This window comes from Campylobacter sp. CFSAN093246, assembly GCF_012889415.1.
Classification (GTDB): Bacteria; Campylobacterota; Campylobacteria; order Campylobacterales; family Campylobacteraceae; genus Campylobacter_D; species Campylobacter_D jejuni.
Genome location: NZ_CP040613.1, coordinates 75,695 through 96,356, shown reverse-complemented (window position 1 = coordinate 96,356; position 20,662 = coordinate 75,695). Strand labels below are relative to the sequence as shown.

The window sequence follows — 20,662 nt, the reverse complement described above, 5'->3', positions numbered from 1 at the left end:
TACTAAAGGCCAAGCCAATAAAAACAAAGTATGTAACATTTTTTCTCCTTAATATGCGTGATCATCGTTTGCGATTTCTTCGCGTGTGATTTTTACTTTATCCATTGCATTCCAAACATAGATAATATAAGCTAAAACAAAAGGTACAAGTAAAGATACATAAGCCATGACGTTTAGAGTATAATAGCTTGAACTTGCATTTTTTAAAGTTAAAGAACTTTGTAAATCACTTAAAGATGGGTAAAAAGCACTTTGACCTAAACCAATGCTTGATAATAAAGCAAAAACTGTTAAAACCGTTCCAAGTCCTAGGGTAAAAATAGCTTTAGAGCAACCTTTTGTTCCTTGAACCATACCTAAAAGCACTAAAATCACACCAATAACAAGCAAAACAGCAAAAATCATTTGATTTAAGAAATTATATAAATATAAATTCGCACTCATGCTTACAACTCCATTTGTATCTACACTAAAACCATCTTTTAAGAAAATCCACGCTAAAAAACCTAAGAAAAAAGGTAAAAATAAAATACTATTGATCATGAGTTTTTTCATAGCTCTTATTTTGATATTCTCATCATTGATATTGTTCATAAAATACGCTGCGCCTAAAAGCCTTGCTAAAAATACTAAAGCTAAGCCTAAGAGATAATTAAAAGGATTAAGTAAAAGTTCTAAGCCGTGCAAAGGATTTTGCCAAGAAACAAAATTATGCTCATTTAAGATAAATTCAGAACCGCTAAAAAAACTACTTACTGCAACTCCGATTAAAAACACACCTAAATAACCATTAATTTTAAGAAAAATTTCATAGGTTTTAGAGCCATAAACATTATTTTCTTTTTTGCGATATTCATAAGCCACAGCCTGTAAAATAAAACAAAATAAAATACAAAGCCAAGCCCAATAAGCTCCGCCAAAACTTGTACTATAAAAAAGTGGAAAAGCTGCAAAAGCTGCTCCGCCAAAAAGTACGAGAGTTGTAAAACCAAGCTCCCATTTACGCCCTAAAGAATTAACTAGCATAGTTTTTTCAAGCTCATCCTTGCTAAGCTCATCGATTAAAGTCTGTCCACCTTGAACAAAAAACATAAAAACTAAAAGTCCACCAAGTAAACTTAAAATCAACCACCAATAAATTTGCAAACCTTCAAGTTCTAAACCAAAAAACATTATTTTTCTCCTTTGCCCATAAGTGGAGTATGTCCTGCATGTGCGTCAAAACCTTTTTTAATCTGAGTAAGCATGATTTTAACTTCTGCAATCAATAATGCTGTAAAAAGTACTGCAAAAATCCAAAATGAAATTTGAACATTGACTTTTCCAAGTTGTGTTGCTGCGATATGTACAGGAAGCAAGTCTTGAATTGCCCAAGGTTGTCTGCCTACTTCAGCAACAATCCAACCTGCTTCAGCGGCAATATAACCCAATGGAATGGATAACAAACACACCCAAAGTACTTTTCTAAATTTCTCAATATCATTTGCCATGGTAAGATAAAGCGTAACGATGAAAAGTAAAAAGAAAAAACTTCCTAAAGCAACCATGATATGAAAGCTATAAAAAGTTAAAGCCACAGGTGGAATAGTATCGCTTGGTTTTTCTAAATATCCATAACCAAAATCTTTAAAATGAGTTTCTAAAATGGATTTGTGATTTGCCATAGCTATTGTATCATTGTTTTCTTTAGCAAGTTTATAGTCTTTTAGAGCTTGTATAGCGATTTTTCCTCTATCGATACGATTTTGCATAGGTTCTATACCTTTGCTTTCATTTCCATAGATCAAATCTTCAATTCCTGGAACAAAAGAATTTGGATCACGGTTTCCTAATATAGAAAGAGCGTAAGGTATAGTAATGTCAAATAAAAACACACTTTCGTTATTATCTATGGTTTTTTTAGGATTTAAAATTCCAAAAGGTACAAGTCCTGCACGATGTTCACCTTGATAAACCCCTTCCATAGCTGCAAGTTTCATAGGTTGAGTTTGAGTTACACGGTAAGCGCTTTCATCTCCGCTGAAAAACAAAAAGATTGAACAAACCAAACCAAAACTAGCTCCTACAACTAAGCTTTTTTTAGCCTCGATAATATGGCGTCCTTTTAACATAAACCAAGCTGAAATTCCCATTACAAATAAAGCTGAAATTACATAACCACTGCCTATGGTATGTAAAAATTTTGAAATAGCTACAGGAGAAAGTGCTACTTCAAAAAAGCTTTGCATTTCATTTCTTGCTGTGTCAGGGTTAAAGCTCATTCCTACAGGATATTGCATCCAACCATTTGCCACTAAAATCCAAAAAGCAGAAAGATTACTTCCTATAGCCACACACCAAGTTGAAAGTAAGTGAAAACCCTTGCTTACTTTATCCCAGCCAAAAAACATAACTGCAAAAAAAGTAGCCTCTAAAAAAAATGCCATAATACCTTCAACCGCCAAAGGTGCACCAAAAATATCACCCACAAACCAGCTATAATTTGCCCAGTTTGTTCCAAATTCAAATTCCATTATAATGCCTGTAGCTACACCGATAGCAAAATTTATAGCAAATAATGAAAGCCAAAATTTGGTGATTTTTTTCCATCTTTCATTTTTAGTTTTTACATAGATGGTTTCCATGATAGCGATCATAAAAGACAAGCCTAAGGTTAAAGGCACAAACAAAAAATGATAAAGTGCAGTTAAAGCAAACTGCGCTCTTGACCAATCAACGCTACTAAGTTCGTTCATTTATTTTCCTTCGAGTGTAAGATTTTTGAGTACAAAAGTGCTTTTTTCTTTGTCGCTTTTAAAAATAGAATTAAAATTTACATCAAAAACAAAAAGTTTTAAAATCACAAACATAACAAAAAGTTTGATAAAAATAATTTTCCAAAGGGTCTTTCCAAGAGTTAAATTTTTAAAACCTTCTTTGTAAAAATTAAAAATTTGAGAGATGCTAAAATATAAGTGTTTAAGATACATATAAATTCTACCTTTAAAAACAACAAAATAAAACATTTTTAAAAAGCGGAAAATTATAATGAAATTTATGTTATTATTTTCTTAAAAATTTAAATACATATCAAGGTTTTTAATGCAAAAAATTATAGTTTTTATTTTATGTTGTTTTATGACTTTTTTTCTTTATGCATGTTCTTCTAAATTTGAAAATGTAAATCCTTTGGGGCGTTCATTTGGAGAATTTGAAGATACTGATCCTTTAAAACTAGGACTTGAACCTACTTTTCCTACCAATCAAGAAATTCCAAGTTTAATTAGCGGTGCTGATTTAGTACCTATTACTCCTATTACCCCACCTTTAACTAGAACAAGCAATAGTGCCAACAATAATGCAGCAAATGGGATCAATCCTCGCTTTAAAGACGAAGCTTTTAATGATGTTTTAATTTTTGAAAATCGCCCTGCGGTTTCTGATTTTTTAACCATTTTAGGCCCTAGCGGAGCAGCTTTAACGGTTTGGGCTTTAGCACAAGGAAATTGGATTTGGGGCTATACTTTAATCGATAGCAAAGGATTTGGCGATGCTAGAGTTTGGCAACTTTTGCTTTATCCTAATGATTTTGCAATGATTAAAAATGCCAAAACCAATACTTGTCTTAATGCTTATGGTAATGGAATTGTCCATTATCCTTGTGATGCAAGCAATCACGCACAAATGTGGAAACTTATCCCTATGAGCAATACAGCGGTTCAAATTAAAAATTTAGGAAATGGAAAATGCATACAAGCACCTATTACAAATCTTTATGGTGATTTTCACAAGGTTTTTAAAATTTTTACCGTAGAGTGTGCAAAAAAAGATAATTTTGATCAACAATGGTTTTTAACTACTCCGCCTTTTACCGCAAAACCTTTATATCGCCAAGGAGAGGTACGATGAAAAAAATTATATGTTTATTTTTATCTTTTAACCTTGCTTTTGCAAATTTAGAAAATTTTAATGTTGGCACTTGGAATTTGCAAGGCTCATCCGCAGCCACAGAAAGCAAATGGAGTGTTAGTGTAAGACAACTTGTAAGTGGAGCAAACCCCTTAGATATCTTAATGATACAAGAAGCAGGAACTTTACCAAGAACAGCCACTCCAACAGGACGCCATGTGCAACAAGGTGGAACACCTATTGATGAATATGAGTGGAATTTAGGAACTCTTTCAAGGCCTGATAGGGTTTTTATTTATTATTCTCGCGTTGATGTAGGAGCTAATCGTGTAAATTTAGCTATAGTTTCAAGAATGCAAGCTGAAGAAGTGATTGTTTTACCTCCACCTACTACAGTTTCAAGACCCATTATAGGAATTCGCAATGGAAATGATGCTTTTTTCAATATCCATGCTTTAGCTAATGGAGGAACAGATGTAGGAGCAATTATCACAGCTGTAGATGCACATTTTGCAAATATGCCTCAAGTTAACTGGATGATAGCAGGGGATTTTAACCGTGATCCTTCTACTATAACAAGTACAGTGGATAGAGAATTAGCAAATAGAATTAGAGTGGTTTTTCCAACTAGCGCAACTCAAGCAAGCGGAGGGACTCTTGATTATGCAATTACAGGAAATTCAAATAGACAACAAACCTATACTCCACCGCTTTTAGCTGCGATTTTAATGCTTGCAAGTTTAAGATCTCATATAGTTTCAGATCATTTTCCAGTAAATTTTAGAAAATTTTAGGACATTTAATATGAAAAAAATTATTACTTTGTTTTTTATGTTTATAACTTTAGCCTTTGCAACTCCTACTGGAGATTTGAAAGATTTTACCGAAATGGTTTCTATAAGAAGCTTAGAAACGGGAATTTTTTTAAGCGCCTTTAGGGATACCTCAAAAGATCCTATTGATCAAAATTGGAATATTAAAGAAATTGTTTTAAGCGATGAGTTAAAACAAAAAGATAAATTAGCTGATGAACTTCCTTTTGGTTATGTGCAATTTACAAATCCAAAAGAAAGCGATCTTTGTTTAGCCATCTTAGAAGATGGAACCTTTGGAGCAAAATCTTGTCAAGATGATCTAAAAGATGGTAAATTAGAAACTGTATTTTCTATAATGCCAACAACAACTTCAGCTGTGCAAATTCGTTCTTTAGTTTTGGAATCTGATGAATGTATAGTAACTTTTTTTAATCCAAATATTCCTATACAAAAACGCTTTGGAATAGCCCCTTGCACCCTAGATCCTATTTTTTTTGCTGAAGTAAATGAACTAATGATTATAACCCCACCTTTAACAGCTGCTACCCCTTTAGAATAAGATTTTTATCTTGTTCTATTTTTATATTTATTTAATATTTATGATATTACTAAAATACACAAAATAATTAATAATAATACAATGTAATTTACCTTACTCTATAATTTTTTTATTTTAATGTAATTTTTTGTTACAATAAATTTATACATAATAATTATCAAGGAGGAAAAATTGGAACAAATTTTAACATGGCAACAAATTTATGACCCTTTTTCAAACATTTGGCTAAGTGCTTTAGTGGCATTTTTACCTATACTATGTTTTTTAGTTTGTTTGGTTGTTTTAAAACTTAAAGGCTATCAAGCAGGTTTTTTAACTGTTATACTTGCTACTTTAGTAGCTTTATTTGCCTATAAAATGCCTTGGAATTTAGTGGGTGCAAGTTTTATTCAAGGCTTTACAAATGGTATGTGGCCTATAGCTTGGATTATCATCGCGGCAATCTTTCTTTACAAACTTTCTATCAAGTCAGGTTCTTTTGAAATCATTAAAAAAAGCGTGATGAGCATTACTCCAGATCATAGAATTCAAGTGATTTTAATAGGTTTTTGTTTTGGTTCATTTTTAGAGGGTGCTATAGGTTTTGGTGGCCCTGTGGCTATAACCGCTGCACTTTTAGTAGGACTTGGCTTGCGTCCTTTACAAGCTGCAGGGCTTTGTCTTATCGCAAATACCGCTCCTGTTGCTTTTGGTGCGGTGGGAATTCCTATTATTGCTATGGCAAATCTTGTCGGCATAGAACAGCATTCAGTTTCTGCCATGGTAGGTAGAATGCTAGTTCCTTTAAGCCTTACTATACCTTTTTTCATAGTTTTTTTAATGGATGGATTTAAAGGTATTAAAGAAACTTTTCCAGCTATTTTAGTTGCGGCGCTAAGTTTTACAACTACTCAATTTTTAAGCTCAAATCACCTAGGAGCGGAATTACCTGATATTATTTCAGCTGTGGTTTCTTTAGCAGTTACGACTGTATTTTTGAAATTTTGGAAACCAAAAAATATTTTTAGATTTGACAATGAAAGCAATTTCACTCAAGATAACACCTTAAGTTTTAATCAAATTTTAAAAGCTTGGTCACCTTTTATTTTACTCATTGTTTGTATTATCATTTGGACACAACCTTGGTTTAAAGCTCTCTTTGATAAGGACGGAATTTTAAGCTATACAAGTATTACTTTACAATTTAGCAATATCACAACTGGAATTTTAAGCCCTTCTATCACAGGCATAGGAGAAGCTAAGCCTTTATCTTTGGCCTTGGGTGTAGATTTAATCAATGGAAAAACCGTAGCTCAAGCAGGAACAGCGATTTTACTTGCCGCTTTTTTAACTATAGCTATTTTAAAAATCAAAGCCGAAGATGCTGCAGAATGCTTTTGGGTTACCTTAAAAGAAATGGCTATACCTTGTATCACCATAGGTTTGGTTGTGGCCTTTGCTTTTATCTCTAAAAATAGTGGTATGAGCACTACTTTAGGACTTGCTTTTGCACACACAGGTGATGCTTTTTCTTTCTTTTCACCAATCATTGGCTGGATAGGGGTATTTTTAACAGGCTCTGATACAAGTGCTAATTTACTTTTTGGAACCTTGCAACAAGTAAGCGCTCAAAAACTAGGTATTAGCGAAGCTTTATTTTTAGCAGCTAATTCAGTAGGTGGGGTTGTTGGGAAGATGATCAGTCCACAAAGCATTGCTATAGCTTGTGCAGCGGTTGGACTTGTGGGAAAAGAATCTGATCTTTTCAAATTCACATTAAAATATTCTGTAGCTTTTATTATTTTAATAGGAATTTGGACTTGCATTATAGCTTTTTTCTTACAAGGAATCATCCCTGAAGTTATAGTGAAATAATTAAAAAAATTTAAGTTTTATTTCAACAAATATTCGTTTTTAGAATATTTGTTAGAAATTTTACTTTGCTTTTATTTTTACAGGATTAGAATATTTATCCTAAATTATCCTAAAAGGAGAAAAATGATGAAAAAAGTGTATTTTTACGCCACATGCTTAGGAAGTACTGCTATGCAACAAAGCGTTTTAAATGCGATAAAACTTTTAAGGCGTGAGGGTATTGAAGTGATTTTCAAAAAAAATCAAACCTGTTGCGCCCAACCTTCTTTTAACTCAGGTTATTTCGATGAAAGTCGTGAGATCGCTTTATATAATGTAGATTTATTTGATAAAGATTATCCCATCGTTGTACCCAGTGGTTCTTGTGCGGGTATGATGAGTCATGACTATAAAGAGCTTTTTAAAAACAGACCTGAATTTTCCAAAATAAAAACTTTTAGCTCTAGAGTGATAGAACTTTCACAATACCTTGATGAAGTTTTAAAAGTAGATTATGAAGATAAAGGTGTACCTATAAAAGTAACTTGGCATTCTAATTGCCATGCTTTAAGAGTGCAAAAAAGCATACAAGCGAGTAAAAATCTTATCAAAAAACTAAAAAACGTAGAATTAGTAGAACTTCAATACGAAGAAGAATGCTGTGGTTTTGGAGGAACCTTTTCAGTAAAAGAGCCTGAAATTTCAAATGCTATGGTAAGAAGCAAAATCAAAGATATACAAAATAGCGGTGCAAAATATCTCATCAGTGGTGATGGAGGTTGTCTTTTAAATATAGATGGCACAATGAAAAGAATGGGTTTGGATATAAAAGGCATACATTTATATGACTTTTTACTTAAACGCTTAGAAGGAGGGAGACTATGAGTCAAAAAATTCCTCACGAACAAATCGTTCAAATTAAACTCAATGACAAACAAATGCAAGAAAATTTAATGACTGCCATGCATACTTTGCAAAAAAATAGACTCAATGTTATTGATGCTAGATTTAAAGACTGGCAGGGCTTAAGAGCTAAAGCTAAGCAAGCTAAAAATAATGCCTTAATGAGCTTAGAAGAAAGACTTTTAGAATTTGAAAAAAATGCTACAAAAAATGGCATTAAGGTGCATTGGGCAAGTAGTGATGAAGATGCCTGTGAAATCGTCTATGAAATCATGAAAGAAAAAAATATCACCAAGCTTTTAAAAGGCAAGTCTATGGCAAGTGAAGAAATAGGCCTAAATCACTACCTAGAAAAAAAAGGTTTAAAAGCTATAGAAACCGATCTTGGAGAGCTTATTTTACAGCTTAATGAAGAACCCCCTTTACACATAGTTGTACCTGCCATACATAGAAACCGCCATGAAATCGGAGAAATTTTCAAAGAAAAATTAGGAGCAAATTTAGAAAACGATGAACCCGAAAGTTTAAATGCGGTGGCTAGAGAACATTTAAGAAAAGATTTTGAAGGCTTAAAACTTGGACTTAGTGGGGTCAATTTTGCCATGTCAAGAGAAGGAGCTTTTTGGCTTATAGAAAATGAAGGAAATGGTAGAATGTGCACTACAGCACCTGATATTCATATCGCACTTTGTGGTATAGAAAAAATCATGGAAAGCTTTGAAGATGCGGCTACTATGGTTTCTTTACTTACTCCTTCAGCCACAGGACAATTTATACCAACTTATAACAATATCATTACAGGTCCTAGAAAAAATGGAGATTTAGATGGTCCTAAAGAAGTACATGTGATTTTATTTGATCACAATCGCTCTAAAATGTTAGCTCATGAGGATTATTATGAGGCTTTGCGTTGTATTCGATGCGGGGCTTGTATGAATTTTTGCCCTGTTTATGATCAAATCGGCGGACATGCTTATCAAACCACTTATCCAGGACCTATAGGAGAAGTAATCAGTCCTAATATTTTTGGTATAGATCATACAGGAGATATTTTGAATTTCTGTTCACTTTGTGGGCGTTGTTCTGAAGTTTGTCCAGTCCAAATTCCTTTGGCTGATCTTATTCGCAAATTAAGATGTGATAAAATAGGACAAGGTAAAAATCCACCTTTAGGAGCAAATAATGTTCATCACAATGCCCTAGAAGCCTTTGCTTTTAAACAATTTAAAAATATCGCAACCAATGGCGATAAATGGCGTTTTTCACTTTCAAAAGCACATTATTTCAACTGGACGGTACAAAATTTCGCAAGCATTTTGCCTGTGATTAAAAAATGGTACGCTTTTAAAGAATTACCTCAAATTAAAATGGATCTTTATAAAGAAGTGCAAAAACTAGAAGGAGTAAGCTATGAGTAAAATCGATGAAATTTCAAGCAAAAGCAAAGCAAATATTTTAGAACATCTTAAAAAAGCTTACAAAGAAACAACTTTCACACGCATTGAAAGTATAGATCCTGTAGAACATATCCAGACAACCCAAGATATGCTTACAGAAATGAAGCAAAAAATGAGCGATAACAAATACATCGTTGAAAATGCTACAAAAGATACCTTAGAAGAAAAAATCAATGAAATTGTCGCAAAATATGGCTTTAAAAGTATGATTTATGGAGCGGATTTAAATTTAAATTTAGAACAAATCAAAGCAGAAAAAAAGATTTGCTTTGATAAAGAAATCGAAAATTTAAGATCTGAAGTTTTTCATAGTGATTTTTCCATCATTCACGCAAGAGCAGGGGTAAGCTCTCACGGAGTTGCACTTATACCTTCAAGTAAAACCCAACCTAGAATGCTAAGCCTTGCACCTAAACTTTGCATAGTATTGCTTAAAAAAGAAAATGTTGTTAAAAGTCTTAGCGAAGCTTTAAATTTAGTAAAAAAAGAAAATGAAATTTTACCTACTAATATCTTATTTATAGCAGGGCCTTCAAGAACAGCAGATATAGAACTTATCACTGTTTTTGGTGTTCATGGGCCACAAATTGCACATATTATTATTTACTGATTCTATACTAGAATCAGTAAGTCTTAATTTTTAATATTAATTATATATATTTTTTATATTATACAAATATAAATAAAATATATAATTTCTAATTAATAATATTTTAATAAAATATTATGTAATATTTCACTCAAATATATTAAATTAATTTTTAAATACAAAAATTAAAGAAGGTGCTTTTAGATAAACTAATTCCAACTTGGAATGAAAATACAGTATTCATGACACAATGATTGACATTCAACACCAAAAACTTTGTGAACTTGCAAGCAAGGTTGAAAGTGCTGTTTATAAATTTGTAAAACGAGAAGAACTCAAAGAAATTTTAACAGAACTTTTTAACTATATGAAAGAACATTTTAGTAATGAAGAAGATTATATGCAAGAAATTCATTATCCTTATTTAAATGAACACAAAATCATGCATAAAATATCATTCGTGATATGTCTTATCTTATACAAAACATAAAAACCACTAATGATTTAAAAGAGAAGCTTTACACAGTTTCTAAAAAATGGCTTTTAGAACATATACTCTATAAAGATGTGAAAGTTGAACAATACAGAAGATCTTCTTTAACTTCTGAAGATGATGGGGAAGTAAGCTTTGAAGAAGTCAAAGAAGAAAAAGATGATGAAAATACAGTTTATCTTTATACATGCGAATGCGTAGAACAAATGCATGATGTACCATTTGAAATTCATCAAAAAATTCAACTTAAGGGCGTAAAATTTAAATGTAAAAAATGCAAAGAAGCCATACAGTTTTATAAAAAATATTCAGAAAATTTCTAATTAACTATTTATGCGTTAAAATAATAAATAAAGTATAAGTTAGACAAAGAAGGAAATTTAAGGATAAAAAATAAAATATTTTATTTTGGATAAATTTGACTATTCCTATCCTATGCTAACCAAAGATACAAAATGCTCATTTTGTGAAAATTTTTTCTCGATAGAATATAGCTCAAACTTAAAAACAATAGAAAAAGAATGTCCATTTTGCAATAATAAAATGGACATTAAGCTTAAAGACTAAGCCTTAGTTTTACTTACAATATTAATAATATTTGAAGCTACTTCATCAGCAAGTTCTAAATGAGAAGTAAAACCTACACAAGAACAATTAATCTCGCCTAAAACATATTTATCATTGCCCTTTTCATCAGTATCTAAAATAAAATCAGCCGTCCAAATCAATGGTAAGTCGTAATTGCCTAATTTTTCCCTTACCTTAGGAAGCTCGCCTAAAAACATATCCACCAAAGTTTTCCAATCTTCTGGCTTATCATAGCGATATTTTGCCCCACTAAAAAGCGTAGCAGAAAAAGCATCAGCATCTTCGGCTGGTTTTTTATGCACTACATTTACAGGGGTGTTATAAAGCATTAAAAGTCTGATTTCACCTTCTTTAATGCGCGGTAAAAAAGTCATATCCACAAGCATACCATTATCACCTATGATATATTGCTCGCAAAAATCCATAAATTCCCCAAGCTCTCTATGTTCTACATGATTATCCTTAGCTTCTGTACATTTGATTTTTGTGTTTAAAGGCAAACTATCTCCACTAACATTACCCTCTACACTCACACGCCAAATTCCCTCTCCTGTAGAGCCACGATTTTGTTTTAAAACCCTTTCACCTTTAGCCAAACTTTTTGGAAAATTTTCTTTAAAAGTCTTAATATCATAGTAAGCATAAGTATCGCTTGGAACAAGATCAGTATCTGCTAATTTTGTAAGTGCATCTTTAGCGCCATAACCTATCATAGCATCAGGATGAGGCATGCCTACAAGCTTATCGGCATAAAGTTTTCTTAACATATCAAAATACTCATTTTCTTCTTTAAGATTGCCAGGATTGATGCGAGAAACATAACCATCAAAATTTTCTTTCACATATTTGTAAATTTCATCTTTTTTACCCACTTCAAAAAAAATCACCTCAGCATTCCAACCCTTAGCTTTTAAGGCATTTACCATAGGCATGGTATCTTTTCTATAGCCATCTTCACCTTTATCACTCCCACCTTTAACTTCGAAAAAAACAATATTTTTTTTCATTATTTTACTCCTTATCTAAGATATAAATAATTATTGCATAAAAATATTACAAAAATTAAATAAAAATATTTATATATTTTATCTAGCGTTTATAAAACTGCTATTAGTTTTATAAGCGATTTCGATTAAGCTTTTACTTATCAAGCTTGATGTTTGTCCTTCTAGGCGGTTAAGAAATTTATCAATCTTATCTTCTTCTTTCCAAACAGGATTTGAAACATTAGCAAGTTTTTCAAGCTCCTTTTTAGCATTTTCATAATTACCAAGCTCATCTATAAGACCAAGCTCCTTAGCCTTGGCAGCTAAAAACACTCTTGCATTTGCCCATTGATCTTTTTTATTAAGATCTAATGCTCTTTCCTTGGCAACAAAACCTGTAAAAAGATCATAACTTTGATCAATTAAACCCTGTAAAAAATTTCTTTCATTCTCATTCCAAGCTCTTGCAAAAGTTCCAGCACTTTTAAATTCACCCGCTTGAATAGTTTGTTCTTTAATACCGAGTTTATTAGCCAATCCGCTTAAATCAGCTCCTTGCATAATCACACCGATAGAGCCTATAAAACTTGCCGGATTGGCTAAAATTTTATTTGCTCCAACTCCTGCTAAATAACTTCCACTTGCCATAGTTCCGCTTGCATAAACAAGCACAGGCTTTTTAATTTTTAAATCCTTTATAGCTAGAGCTAGTTCCATGCTAGGAGCAAAAGCTCCACCAGGAGAGTCTATAACAAAAAGCACTCCTTTGATATTGCTATCATTTTTAGCATTGATAATTTTTTCCAAAACCGCAGAGCTGTCAAAAATTTCACCCTTTAAATCAATGCGTTCTAAATTTGCAAGATTAGAGCTTGAATTTGCACTAGGTATTAAAATCCATATAACAATCAACAATAAAACAAAGGTTTTAAAATAAGTATTGATAAATTTTATACCGCATCCTAAAGCCTTAAAAAATGATTTTAAAATTTGCATTCTTTTCCTTTTATAAATAATTTATCCACTTCCTTAGCATTTAAAATAAACTGCAAAGGAGCTTGCTTTTTATCACATTCTCCTAGCTCAAATACGTTAAAATCAGCAATTTTACCTTTTTTAAGCTCTCCTAAATTTAAATTTAAAGCCCTTGCAGGATAAAGTGTTACCATTTGCAAAAGCTTAGAGGCTAACTCTAATAAATCAAAATTCTTATGTATAAGCAAATTCGCGCGCATTTCATCAAGTAAAGACAATGAAATATTTGAGCTAAGTCCATCGGTTCCTAAATGGATATTTAATCCACTTTTTAAAGCCGTTTTTAAATCTAAGCTTTTTTGACTTAAAAGGCGATTTGAAAATGCACAATGTGTAATAGAATGTAAATTTTTATCTAACCATTCATATTCTTTTAGATAAACACAATGCGTAAAAAGAGTCCTTACTCCTTTAAAAAGTTTAACAAAATCCTTTGGTGTATAAAGAGGCTTAGGATGAAGTGTGAAATTTTCAAGCCATTTTTTAAAACCCCCTTTAGACTCTCTAAGCCAGATATTTTCAGCCTTACTTTCTAAAAAATGCGTACTAGCTAGTAAATTTTGCTTTTTAGCTAAATCAAGAGCAAAATGAGCCAAACTAGGATGAGTTGAATAAGGAGAATGAATCGAAATTGCCGGGATAAAAAAATCATTTTTAAATTTCAAAGAATTTTCAAATCTTTTTAAAAATTCTTGTTTTTTATCTTCAACTTGATTTTCATTTGTACCCAAAATTTCATTAAAAAATACTATACGCATACCCTTGTGACTAGCCTTTAAGCAAGGATCTAAATCACTCCCAAAACTTGAAATTTCACCTATAGTGCCTATACCACTTTTTTGCATTTTTTTAATGCTTTGAAGTATTAATTCTTCTTTGGCCTGTGCATTTAATATGGAACGAGAATTTATAACACTTTTAAGCCAAATTAAAAATTCTCCAAAATGTAAAGTTGTTGAATTTGCACTAAATTCTAAATGTGTGTGAGGATTTATAAAAGCAGGTAAAATAACCGAATTTTTAGGTGTTTTGATGATTTTAGCCTTAGGATATTTTTTTTTTAAATTATCCAATTCACCCAATTCTAAAATTTTATCTTCAAAAACAAAGGCTTGATTTTCTAGTATTGTAAAATCTTCATCGCATAAAAAAAGATATCTTGCAGCAACTATAAACACGATTTTCCTTTCAAAAATTATATTGTAGCAAAAATTTATTTTTAAAATGTTATAATAAAAGGTTAAAAATAAATTTTTAAGGTTAAATCCATGAAAATAATGATTATCCAAGGCCCAAATGTTAATATGCTTGGCGTAAGAGAAGTGGGAATTTATGGTGCTATGAAAATGGAAGAAATTCACGAGCAAATGAAACTTGCAGCATCGCAAAATAATGTAGAACTTGACTTTTTCCAAAGTAATTTTGAAGGTGAAATCGTAGATAAAATTCAAGAATGCCTTGGAACAGTTGATGGAATTATTATCAATGCAGCAGGTTATACTCATACTTCAGTAGCTATTCGCGATGCTATTGCAGCAGTAGCTTTGCCTACAATTGAAGTACATATTAGCAATGTTTATCGTAGAGAAGAATTTCGTCAAAAAAGTCTTATAGCACCTGTATGTTCTGGAACTATTGTTGGTTTTGGTCCTTTTGGCTATCACTTGGCTTTAATGGGTATAATTCAAATTTGTGAACAAATAAAAAATTTGCGCGCGATGCAACAAGCACAACAAACGAATAAATAATAATGCTAAAAATTCAAGGAGTAAAACACTTTGAAAAAAGTCGTTTTTTTCCTTTTTTTAGTCAAAATATACGATCTTTTAAATATTTAGCTCTTATAGGCTTAGGAAGCAATATAGAGCCCGAAAAAAAAAGATTTGATATGCTTTTTCGAGTAATGATGGATGATAAAAGATTTAAAATTTTATCCACATCTCCTATGTTGATAAATGAAGCCTTTGGTTTTAAAGAGCAAAAAGATTTTACCAATGCTGTTATGTTGATACAAACTAATTTGCATGCACGAGCACTTTTGAAAGTTTTACTTTATTATGAAGTAAAATTTAAACGCAAGAGAACTTTCAAAAACGCTCCTAGAACGCTTGATTTAGATCTTTTATACTTTTCACAAAAAGTCAAGCGTGATAAGTGGTGTGAGGTGCCTCATAAAGGGGTTAAAGAAAGAGTGAGTGTAATTTTGCCTTTAGGCATGATATAAGGAATATAAATGGGACAACTTATACATACTTTTACTGTTGAAGATACAGAACAAATTATACCCAAAGTAAAAGAAGATTACGGAGATAAAGCTTTAATTATAACAAATAAACAAATTCGTCCTAAAACCTTAAATCGCAGTGCGCTTTATGAGGTTATGGTAGCCATAGAAGAAAGCGACTATGAAGAACACTTAAAAAAACAAGGAAAATCTTTACCTGCAAAAAAAAGCTCGCCAAAACCATCTTCTACCTCTCTTGCAGAAGAAAAAATTAGATCTCAAATCCCTCAAGAAGATGAAGATGTAGTCTTGGATTTCTCAAACACTCGCTTAAATACAAATTTAAACACTGTAAAAAACAATGACTTAACTAAAAAAACCTATCAAGATTTTCCGCAAAACAAAATCAACCCTCATCAAAATAAGACTCTAGGCTTTGATGATTTCAAAGAAAAACTAAGTGAAGTTAGCAATGAAATTTCTAAAGTCACAAACACACCTTTAGAAAATTACACCCCTAATCCAAATTATAATAAAAAAATAGAAAATTTTGAAAAGCAATTTGAAAAACAAATCAACAAGCTTAATGATAAAATAGATCTTCTTGCAGATATGATGTGGGACGATAAAGCTGAAGCTAGAAAAAATCTTATGATACCTCCTGAATTTGCAAGTATTTATAAACAAGCCAAAGAAAGTGGAATGCTTGAAAATCATCTAGAAGCGATTATGAAAGCAACTATAGAAAATATGCCAGCTGCTATGAAAACCAACAAAGATGCGGTTCAAAGATATTTTCACTCACTTTTAAGAAATATCTTGCCTTGTCGTGTTGAAAGCGATATAAAAAAACAAAAAATCATGATGCTAGTAGGCCCAACAGGAGTCGGAAAAACAACAACCTTAGCTAAGTTAGCTTTTCGCTATGCTTATGGAGATAAGCGTTATAAAACAGGTATTATTACGCTTGATACTTATAGAATCGGTGCAGTTGAGCAACTTTTTCAGTATGCAAAAATGATGAAACTTCCTATTATTGATAGCATAGAACCAAAGGATTTAGATGAAGCGATAAAAAGCTTAAATAATTGCGAAGTAATTTTAGTTGATACTATAGGAAATTCACAATACGATCAAAGCAAACTTGCTAAAACTAAAGAATTTTTAATGCACTCAAATGCAGAAATTGATGTAAATTTAGTGGTTTCTGCAAACACCAAACATGAAGATTTAATGGAAATTTATAAAAATTTTTCATTCTTAAATATTGATACTTTGATTATTACTAAATTTGATGAAACAAAGGTTTTTGGAAATATCTTCTCTCTTGTTTATGAAACAAATATTCCTCTAAGCTTTTTCTCTATAGGACAAGAAGTGCCAGATGATTTAGAAGTAGCCAATAGTGATTTTCTAGTTCATTGTATTTTAGAAGGGTTTAACAAAGGAAAAAATAATGAATAACCAAGCAAATAAACTTCGCAATCTCATGAGTCAAAATGGAACCAAAAAATCCCAAAACACTCATTTTATAGCTATTACAAGTGGAAAAGGTGGCGTTGGAAAAAGTACGATTAGCGCGAATCTAGCCAATGTTTTAGCAAATAATGGTTATAAAGTTGGGCTTTTTGATGCTGATATTGGCTTGGCAAATTTGGATGTCATTTTAAATGTACGCATACAAAAAAATCTCTTGCATGTTTTACGCGGAGAATGCTCCTTGGAAGACATTTTAATAGAAGTTAAGCCAAATTTATGGCTCATCCCAGGCGAAAGTGGAGATGAGATTTTAAAATATAATGATAAAAATATTTACGAGAGATTTTTAAATCAAGCAAGTATTTTAGATGAACTTGATTTTCTTATTATCGACACAGGCGCGGGTATTGGTGGAAATATTTTAAATTTTTTAGAAATGGCTGATGAAGTTATAGTAGTAACTGTTCCTGATCCTGCAGCAATCACTGATGCGTATGCAACCATAAAAACAACTTCTAAGACAAAAGAAAATTTACTAATGCTCTTTAATGTTGTAAAAAATGAAAATGAAGCTTTAAAAGTTTTTGAAAATATTAAAAAAGTTGCAGATGCAAACATTAAAAATCCTTTAAATTTAGAATTCTTAGGTCATTTAAGCGCTTCTAAAGATGTAAGTGGTAGTATTAAAAAAAGAACTTTATTTAGCGATGAAAACACAGCCTCAAGTGATGAGATTAAAGCCCTAGCTTCCAAGCTTTTATATAGATTGGAACGGAAAGTGCTTGATAATGTTTCAAATCGTAGTTTTTCAAGTTTTTTTAGAAAAATTATTGAAAGATTTTAGCAATAAAGAGAAGAGATTATGAGGCCAGAAAATTACGTAGCATTTTTCACTGTTTGTGGATTTTTTATAGGACTTGCATTTAGCATTATTAGTATAGATGAAGCCTTTGATATACTGATTTTTACTTGTTTTATTACTTTTATGTTTTATGTTTTTGTTCATATTGCTATTATGAATTTTATAGATGTAAAGAAAATTAGTGGCAGAATCTTTAATAAACACGATTATGAAAAAACTAGCAATAATATTATCAACGATTTAGTTATTCGTGAAAAGAAAATGGATATAATTTTAGAAAAGCTCAATGAAGAAAGAGAAGAGCTAAAGAAAAATGAATTCAAAGAAAGACGAAGAAATGCTAAAAGAGCCGCCTAAAGCTTATGCACAAATGCTAAAGAAAGAGCAAGATGAGCTTGTGCTTTCTTACATGCCAGCTCTGCGTGCTATGGCTTTTAGACTAAAAGAACGCTTGCCTTCAAGTATAGATGTTAATGATCTTATTAGCATAGGCGTTGAAGAAATGATAAAGCTTTCACGCCGTTACGATAAAGAACAAAATGATAACTTCTGGGGTTTTGCAAGAAAAAGAGTTAACGGCTCTATGCTTGATTATCTTAGAAGTCTTGATGTAATGAGTCGAAATAATCGTAAAATTATTAAAGATATTGATGCAATCATGGATGAATATTTTTTAGAACATGAATGCGAACCTGATGATGAGTATCTAGCCAAAAAACTTGATTTAGATGTAGAAAAAATCAAAGAAGTAAGAACAGCTCATGCTATTAGCTATACCCTGCCCATTGATGAGCAAATCGAACTTTATAATGAAGACAATACTTTAGAAAAAATTGAAAAAGAAGAACTTTTAGAAAAAATTCACGAAGTGCTAGATGATCTTAAAGAGCGCGATCAGTTAATTATTCAGCTTTATTATTATGAAGAATTAAGCCTAAAAGAAATCAGTGAAATTTTACAAATCAGTGAAAGCAGAATTTCACAAATTCACAAAAAACTTCTTAAAAAACTTAGAGAAAGGCTAGTGTAATGGCTGAGATACTCTCCCAAGAAGAAATTGATGCTCTACTTGAAGTTGTCGATGATAACACCGACACACCCATAGCCTCAAATTCAAAAGATGAAAAAGATGAAAGAAATATCGTTGTATATGATTTTAAGCGTCCCAACAGAGTTTCAAAAGAACAACTTAGGACGATTAAAGGCATACATGATAAATTAGCAAGAAATTTAGCCTCTCAAATTTCATCGATGATGAGAAGTATTGTTGAAACTAAACTTCATTCAGTCGATCAGATGACTTATGGGGAGTTTTTAATGTCTTTGCCAAGCCCAACAAGTTTTAACGTTTTTTCTATCAAACCTTTAGATGGAAACTGTGTTTTAGAAATCAATCCAAGCATAGCTTTTCCTATGATAGATAGACTTTTGGGCGGACAAGGTGATAGCTATGAAGCTTCGCGTGAGCTTACGGATATTGAGCTTAATTTGCTTGATTCTATTTTGCGTATCATTATGCAAAGACTTAAAGAAAGCTGGGCTACCGTAACTGAAATTTATCCTAGTATAGAAGCTAAAGAATCAAGTCCAAATGTTGTACAAATCGTATCTCAAAATGAGATTGTTATCATGGTAGTAATGGAAATCATCATAGGAAATTCAAGCGGAATGGTAAATATCTGCTATCCTGTAGTACATTTAGAAAGTATATTAAGCCGTTTAGCAAACCGTGATATTATGATGGGTGAAACCTCAGCCAAAAAATCACGCAACAAAGAACTTAAAACTTTAATCGGTCGTGCTGAAGTGGTATATGAGGCAATTTTAGGAAAAACCTTAATTAATGTTCATGAATTTTTAGAACTTAAACAAGGCGATATCTTAAGACTTGATAGAGAAGCAGATGATAAAGCTATAGTAAGCATCGATAAAAAAGATGTTTTCTTAGCACAAATTGGATTGCATCGTTTTAGAAAATCTATTAAAATTTTAGAACTTATACGCACAGATAAAGATGAAATCAAAGAAATTTTGGAAAAATACGAAGAAGAGCGTAAAGCTAAAGCTAGTGTTTATGATGAGCCTGAAGAGGAGGATGAAGAAATATGATCAATGATTTTTTAAAAATGTTTACAAATGAATGCATCAGCACCATTGAAGGTTTAACAGGAAAAAGTGCTGAATTTAGCGAATATAAAGAATTTGATGTCAATACAAGCGATACTTTAAAAGCACCTTTAGTGTATGCTATATTTAATATAGCAAATGGTGGAAAAATAGGAATTTTAGCTGGTGCTATTTTAATGAGTGCTATTGGTGAATGGATGATGGGTGAAGAAGAGATCACCAAAAACGATAAACTAGGTCCTGATGAAATGGATGCAGCTAAAGAAGCCATCCAAAATATCATTTCAGCATTTTCTACAACCTTAGGAGCCCAAAAAGACATTCCAAAAATGGATTTTAGCATAGAATCTTGTGAATTTGTGCCTGAAAGCGTAGATTTTAAAGATTTTAAAAAATTATTTTTATATGATGTAAAAATAGGCGATTTAGAAGAACAAGTTTCTTTAGCCATGGATCAAACACTCCATAACATCCTAAGCGGGAAACCTGCTGAAACAGGAAATACAAGCACTGATTCTAATCACAATACTGAAGAAAAAGCGATAATGCTTAGCGAAGAGCTTAAAAATATCAATCTTATCATGGATGTGCGTTTGCCTGTTCGTGTGCGTATAGGCAATAAAAAAATGCTTTTAAAAGATGTTTTAACTATGGATATAGGTTCAGTTGTGGAGCTTAATCAACTTGCAAACGATCCGCTTGAAATTTTAATTGGGGATAAAAGAATTGCTTATGGCGAGGTAGTAATTGTCGATGGTAACTTCGGCGTTCAAATTACAGAAATTGGTTCTAAAAAAGAAAGATTAGAACAACTAAGATAAAAA

The 20,662-nt window shown here is 31.8% G+C and carries 21 protein-coding genes and 1 pseudogene; 16 read left to right on the top strand and 6 right to left on the bottom strand.

What is annotated here, in order from left to right; genetic code table 11:
- Positions 1-48: 48 nt before the first annotated feature.
- From cydB to FBE87_RS00415, 3 genes are read right to left on the bottom strand one after another with little or no spacing between them, the layout of a single operon-like run.
- Positions 49-1,173 (bottom strand): cytochrome d ubiquinol oxidase subunit II, encoded by a 1,125-nt coding sequence (gene cydB / locus FBE87_RS00425; RefSeq protein WP_002871942.1) that lies wholly within the window; start codon positions 1,171-1,173, stop codon positions 49-51.
- The gene (locus FBE87_RS00420) at positions 1,173-2,735 is read right to left on the bottom strand and encodes a cytochrome ubiquinol oxidase subunit I (protein WP_002859765.1); all 1,563 of its coding nucleotides are present in this window, start codon (positions 2,733-2,735) and stop codon (positions 1,173-1,175) included. Before FBE87_RS00420 ends, cydB begins: the two co-directional genes overlap by 1 nt.
- Positions 2,736-2,969, bottom strand: a complete 234-nt coding sequence (locus FBE87_RS00415) for a DUF4492 domain-containing protein (protein ID WP_002851632.1) — start codon at positions 2,967-2,969, stop codon at positions 2,736-2,738.
- Positions 2,970-3,081: 112 nt separating this feature from the next.
- Here FBE87_RS00415 and cdtA point away from each other — a divergent pair, with 112 nt between their 5' ends.
- The 8 genes and pseudogenes from cdtA to FBE87_RS09150 all read left to right on the top strand — a co-directional run bounded on the left by cdtA (position 3,082) and on the right by FBE87_RS09150 (position 10,860).
- Entirely contained in the window at positions 3,082-3,888 is an 807-nt protein-coding gene (gene cdtA, locus FBE87_RS00410) for a cytolethal distending toxin subunit Cj-CdtA (protein WP_002852021.1), read from the top strand.
- Positions 3,885-4,682 carry a cytolethal distending toxin nuclease subunit Cj-CdtB gene (gene cdtB / locus FBE87_RS00405; protein WP_002851847.1) on the top strand — a complete coding sequence of 266 codons (798 nt, stop codon included), beginning with the start codon at positions 3,885-3,887 and terminating at the stop codon, positions 4,680-4,682. The genes cdtA and cdtB overlap by 4 nt, the downstream gene beginning before the upstream one ends.
- 10 nt (positions 4,683-4,692) lie before the next feature.
- Positions 4,693-5,262, top strand: coding sequence for a cytolethal distending toxin subunit Cj-CdtC (gene cdtC, locus FBE87_RS00400; RefSeq protein ID WP_002851967.1), 570 nt, complete (start codon positions 4,693-4,695; stop codon positions 5,260-5,262).
- Positions 5,263-5,433: 171 nt separating this feature from the next.
- Entirely contained in the window at positions 5,434-7,116 is a 1,683-nt protein-coding gene (locus FBE87_RS00395; RefSeq protein ID WP_002851907.1) for an L-lactate permease, read from the top strand.
- A 123-nt stretch (positions 7,117-7,239) separates the two neighbouring features.
- The gene (locus FBE87_RS00390; RefSeq protein ID WP_002851599.1) at positions 7,240-7,980 is read left to right on the top strand and encodes a (Fe-S)-binding protein; all 741 of its coding nucleotides are present in this window, start codon (positions 7,240-7,242) and stop codon (positions 7,978-7,980) included.
- Positions 7,977-9,416 carry a LutB/LldF family L-lactate oxidation iron-sulfur protein gene (locus tag FBE87_RS00385; protein ID WP_002851925.1) on the top strand — a complete coding sequence of 480 codons (1,440 nt, stop codon included), beginning with the start codon at positions 7,977-7,979 and terminating at the stop codon, positions 9,414-9,416. The genes FBE87_RS00390 and FBE87_RS00385 overlap by 4 nt, the downstream gene beginning before the upstream one ends.
- Positions 9,409-10,065: a lactate utilization protein C gene (locus FBE87_RS00380; protein ID WP_002857772.1), complete on the top strand. Its 657-nt coding sequence runs from the start codon at positions 9,409-9,411 to the stop codon at positions 10,063-10,065. Before FBE87_RS00385 ends, FBE87_RS00380 begins: the two co-directional genes overlap by 8 nt.
- Before the next feature lie 173 nt (positions 10,066-10,238).
- Positions 10,239-10,860 (top strand): annotated as a pseudogene (locus FBE87_RS09150) (bacteriohemerythrin).
- 240 nt (positions 10,861-11,100) lie between these two features.
- On the opposite strand, the gene FBE87_RS00370 reads toward FBE87_RS09150, so the two are convergent.
- The 3 genes from FBE87_RS00370 to FBE87_RS00360 form a co-directional block, all read right to left on the bottom strand.
- Entirely contained in the window at positions 11,101-12,132 is a 1,032-nt protein-coding gene (locus FBE87_RS00370) for a Cj0069 family protein (RefSeq protein ID WP_002860570.1), read from the bottom strand.
- A 78-nt stretch (positions 12,133-12,210) separates the two neighbouring features.
- Positions 12,211-13,107 carry a signal peptide peptidase SppA gene (gene sppA / locus FBE87_RS00365; protein WP_002868363.1) on the bottom strand — a complete coding sequence of 299 codons (897 nt, stop codon included), beginning with the start codon at positions 13,105-13,107 and terminating at the stop codon, positions 12,211-12,213.
- Complete coding sequence (locus tag FBE87_RS00360; RefSeq protein ID WP_002851913.1) at positions 13,095-14,324, bottom strand: metal-dependent hydrolase; 1,230 nt, start codon at positions 14,322-14,324, stop codon at positions 13,095-13,097. The genes sppA and FBE87_RS00360 overlap by 13 nt, the downstream gene beginning before the upstream one ends.
- 90 nt (positions 14,325-14,414) lie before the next feature.
- On the opposite strand from FBE87_RS00360, the gene aroQ reads away from it, so the two are divergent.
- The 8 genes from aroQ to fliY are packed head-to-tail and all read left to right on the top strand — an operon-like array spanning position 14,415 to position 20,659.
- A complete protein-coding gene (gene aroQ / locus FBE87_RS00355; protein WP_002852001.1) occupies positions 14,415-14,894 on the top strand; it encodes a type II 3-dehydroquinate dehydratase in 480 nt (159 codons plus the stop codon).
- Positions 14,895-14,896: 2 nt separating this feature from the next.
- Entirely contained in the window at positions 14,897-15,370 is a 474-nt protein-coding gene (gene folK, locus FBE87_RS00350; protein WP_002859755.1) for a 2-amino-4-hydroxy-6-hydroxymethyldihydropteridine diphosphokinase, read from the top strand.
- A 9-nt stretch (positions 15,371-15,379) separates the two neighbouring features.
- Positions 15,380-16,834 carry a flagellar biosynthesis protein FlhF gene (flhF, locus tag FBE87_RS00345; protein WP_002868362.1) on the top strand — a complete coding sequence of 485 codons (1,455 nt, stop codon included), beginning with the start codon at positions 15,380-15,382 and terminating at the stop codon, positions 16,832-16,834.
- Positions 16,827-17,693 (top strand): flagella biosynthesis ATPase FlhG, encoded by an 867-nt coding sequence (gene flhG / locus FBE87_RS00340; protein ID WP_002851985.1) that lies wholly within the window; start codon positions 16,827-16,829, stop codon positions 17,691-17,693. The genes flhF and flhG overlap by 8 nt, the downstream gene beginning before the upstream one ends.
- Positions 17,694-17,711: 18 nt before the next feature.
- A complete protein-coding gene (locus FBE87_RS00335; RefSeq protein WP_002851727.1) occupies positions 17,712-18,068 on the top strand; it encodes a membrane protein in 357 nt (118 codons plus the stop codon).
- Complete coding sequence (locus tag FBE87_RS00330) at positions 18,049-18,741, top strand: RNA polymerase sigma factor FliA (RefSeq protein ID WP_002851943.1); 693 nt, start codon at positions 18,049-18,051, stop codon at positions 18,739-18,741. The genes FBE87_RS00335 and FBE87_RS00330 overlap by 20 nt, the downstream gene beginning before the upstream one ends.
- Positions 18,741-19,820 (top strand): flagellar motor switch protein FliM, encoded by a 1,080-nt coding sequence (gene fliM, locus FBE87_RS00325; protein WP_002851710.1) that lies wholly within the window; start codon positions 18,741-18,743, stop codon positions 19,818-19,820. The genes FBE87_RS00330 and fliM overlap by 1 nt, the downstream gene beginning before the upstream one ends.
- Positions 19,817-20,659 carry a flagellar motor switch protein FliY gene (gene fliY / locus FBE87_RS00320; RefSeq protein ID WP_002851810.1) on the top strand — a complete coding sequence of 281 codons (843 nt, stop codon included), beginning with the start codon at positions 19,817-19,819 and terminating at the stop codon, positions 20,657-20,659. The genes fliM and fliY overlap by 4 nt, the downstream gene beginning before the upstream one ends.
- The last annotated feature ends 3 nt before the right edge of the window (positions 20,660-20,662 follow it).